4 protein-coding genes are annotated in these 3,152 nt (G+C 64.4%); 1 reads left to right on the top strand and 3 read right to left on the bottom strand.

Translation table 11 applies throughout. From position 1 onward, the window contains the following. Window positions 1-262: 262 nt before the first annotated feature. A complete protein-coding gene (locus DBR22_RS10575; protein WP_108598983.1) occupies window positions 263-1,024 on the bottom strand; it encodes an isoprenyl transferase in 762 nt (253 codons plus the stop codon). 154 nt (window positions 1,025-1,178) lie between these two features. Between DBR22_RS10575 and trhA the strand changes: the two genes are divergently transcribed. Beyond that, on the top strand, window positions 1,179-1,901 hold the full coding sequence (gene trhA, locus DBR22_RS10570; RefSeq protein ID WP_219928106.1) for a PAQR family membrane homeostasis protein TrhA: 723 nt from the start codon (window positions 1,179-1,181) through the stop codon (window positions 1,899-1,901). A 241-nt stretch (window positions 1,902-2,142) separates the two neighbouring features. Here the strand turns inward: trhA and DBR22_RS10565 are convergent, their stop codons facing one another. Next, on the bottom strand, window positions 2,143-2,472 hold the full coding sequence (locus tag DBR22_RS10565) for a hypothetical protein (RefSeq protein ID WP_108598981.1): 330 nt from the start codon (window positions 2,470-2,472) through the stop codon (window positions 2,143-2,145). A gap of 115 nt (window positions 2,473-2,587) precedes the next feature. Then, on the bottom strand, window positions 2,588-3,152 hold a 565-nt coding region (locus DBR22_RS10560), incomplete at its 5' end, for a PIG-L family deacetylase (protein ID WP_181365125.1).

The raw sequence follows: 3,152 nt of genomic DNA, 5'->3' as shown, positions 1-3,152 counted from the left end.
ATCCGGCCTCCCATACAACCGGTGCGAAAATCCGCTCCATGTACTGGCCTCCCCGAACAGCCGGCGGTTTTGCCTGCTGATGGTTACAACGTAAATCCACAGCCAATAAATTCCCTTTTCATCCGTCGGCGATTCTTGTTGCCGGCCGGTAAATTCCGGATGAACGGCACCGACAGGAGTGAGGCGAGGTCAGGCGGTCACGGCCGGACGCCTGGAGCCTGCACCCTGGTCAGGGCAACCGCGGACGACGGCGGGCGGCGGCTCATGTTCCGAAGCGGCGCTGCCTGCCGGCATAGTCCCGCAAGGCGCGGAGGAAATCGACCTTCCGGAAAGCCGGCCACAGGGCCTCGCAGAAGTAGAACTCGCTGTACGCGCTCTGCCACATCAGGAACCCGGACAGCCGCTGCTCCCCGGAGGTGCGGATCACCAGGTCCGGATCAGGCTGGCCCCTGGTGTACAGGAAGCGGGATATGTCATCCACGGAGAGAGTGTCGGCGAGCGCGGAAATATCCGCCCCCTTGGCGACGGCGTCATGCAGCAGTTCCCGCACGGCATCAACGATCTCGCGGCGTCCGCCGTACCCTACGGCCACATTGACGTGGATCTTCTCGTGCACCGGCGTCCGCGCCGTCAGTTTGTTGAGCCGCTCCGCCAGGTAATCGGGAAGGAGTTCAGGCGCACCCATGGCGTTGACCGAAATGTTGGCGTCCTCGTCGAGGCGGTCCAGCGTGTTGGCGATGATCCCCATGAGGAGGTCCAGCTCTTCCGAGGAGCGGCTCATGTTGTCCGTGGAGAGCATGTAGAGCGTGACAACCTTGACGCCCAGCTCCTGGCACCAGCCGAGGAATTCGTGGATCTTGTCAGCGCCGGCCTGGTGGCCCTGGCTGGTGGGCGCGTTGAACTGCTTGGCCCAGCGTCGGTTGCCGTCCACCATCACGCCGATATGCCTGGGAATGCGGTCTCCGGCGAGGTCCCTGAGCAGCCGCCTCTCGTAGAAGCCATAGAGGAACCCGGGCAATTCCACGAGGAGATTCACCTGACTTCCGTAGCTGTTCGACGGCATTGCACATCCTAGGCTACCGTCCGGGGCAGGCCCGTTGGCGCCAAGCCCCGCGCCGACAACCCCGATTTCTTGTTACTCATAGGTAACTTACTGGAACGGAGGATATTCTGGAGCCATGAACAGCCAGACTCCCGACAGCCGCCGCGCCCCCGAATCGGACCGGGGCCCAAGCGCTGTCGATGACGCAGCAGTCCGGCTGGCCGAACTCCTGATGATCAAGCCCAAATGGCGGGGCTGGATACACACCATCACAGCGCCCCTTGCCCTCGCTGCGGGCATCGTGCTGGTGGTGCTGGCTCCCACGCTTGACCGGAAGGTCACCTCGGCGATATATGCAGCCACAGGTGTCCTGCTCTTTGGCATCAGCGCCATCTACCACCGCGGCAACTGGTCCCCCGGGGTGAAGATTGTCCTGAAACGCCTGGACCACACCAATATCATGCTGGTCATCGCCGGCAGCTACACGCCCCTTGCGTGGGCCTTGCTGGAACGACCCAAAGCGGTGCTCCTCCTCTGGGTTATCTGGTCCGGAGCGATCCTGGGGGTCCTGTTCCGGCTGCTCTGGACCGAAGCCCCCCGCTGGCTGTACGTGCCCATCTATATCGCCCTGGGCTGCGGATCCCTGTTCTACCTCCCCGAGTTCTTCGCGGCGAGCGTTCCGGCCGCCGTCCTCATCTGCGCAGGCGGCATCCTCTACATCACCGGGGCAGTCTTCTATGCCCTCAAGAAGCCCAACATCAGCTACGAGCACTTCGGTTTCCACGAACTGTTCCACGCGCTGACGGTGCTCGCGTTCGGAGCCCATTTCGCGGCGATCCTCATCGCCGTTCTCAGTTGACAGGGCAACCTCAATGACGGAGCCCACTGACCCTGCCGTTCCCTCGCTGTAAACAGCGGCAGCACCGAAAGGTCAGGGAGTGAGCTCGCGGAGCCGCGTCCGACGGCGGGACACCAGCGCCGCCGTCGTCCTCCGTTCGGTAGTCCTCCGCGCTGCCGTCCCCCACCGCGATCACCAGTCCCGGGCTGGCCGCGTTCAGCAACTCCCGGTGCCCTGTGGCGACCCGGGAGTCCGGTCCCCGCTAGTCCTTTGCGCCGGGGCGGTTCGTGTCGGAGCCGTCCAGCGCGCTGCCCTCAACGCCGCCCTCTAACGGATGCCGCTCCTCGTCAGCCTGGATGTCAGCCGCTTCCGCCGCCGCCTGCCGTTCTTCCTCCACCTGGGCGCGGTAGCGGACACGCCGAATGCGGCGGACCATGTCGACAATGAGCAGCGTGGTGGCAAGGACGAAGAAGGCCGTCATGATGAAGCCCCACAGGCCGGGGGTGATCTGGTCCTCAGTAATGCCTTCGCGCAGGCCTGGCGTGGGAAGCGGCGAGGGTGTGGTGGCCAGGGTGAGGAGCAAGTGATGCACGGTTCAAACCTTCTGTGGAAACTGATGGGCAGCCGGCGACGGATTCCGGTCCCCGGCCCACCGGACCAGGATCACCGAACTGCTTTTCTACACGGCATAGAACAACCTGCCGCATCTATCTTAGCCCGGCGAACAGGTCCTTTTCGGGGAATTCAACTGGAATCCGGGCCTCGATCAGCGAGTAGTCTTCCCACGGCCACACCCTGCGCTGCATCTCGGGTGAGACGGCGAAGAAGAACCCCAGCGGATCCACTTGGGTGCGGTGTGCACGGAGAGCATCATCGCGGGCCTCGAAGTAGTCCCCGCAGTCGATCTGGGTGGTGGTGGGATGGGTGCCCGGTGGCGGGGTGTGGCCCTCGGCGTCCGTTTCCAGCCACGCGGCCAGCCGCTCTGCGTACGGCGACTGCAGGCCGGCCTCCTCGAGGGCGAAGTGCAGTGCCCGGAACCGTTCCGGACTGAACGCGCGGTCGTAATACAGCTTGCTGGGTATCCAGGCCTCTCCTGCGTCCGGGTAGCGGTCCGGGTCACCGGCAGCTTCGAACGCCTCCACAGCCACCCGGTGCGCCATGATGTGGTCCGGGTGCGGGTATCCCCCATTTTCGTCATAGCTGATAATCACCTGCGGCTTGAAGTCCCGGACCAGCCGCACCAGGGGTGCCGCTGCGCGATTCAGGGGCTGG

It is taken from the genome of Arthrobacter sp. HMWF013, assembly GCF_003061105.1.
GTDB lineage: Bacteria > Actinomycetota > Actinomycetes > Actinomycetales > Micrococcaceae > Arthrobacter.
The sequence above is the reverse complement of the archived record's forward strand: the minus strand, read 5'-3'. Positions and strand labels throughout refer to the sequence as shown.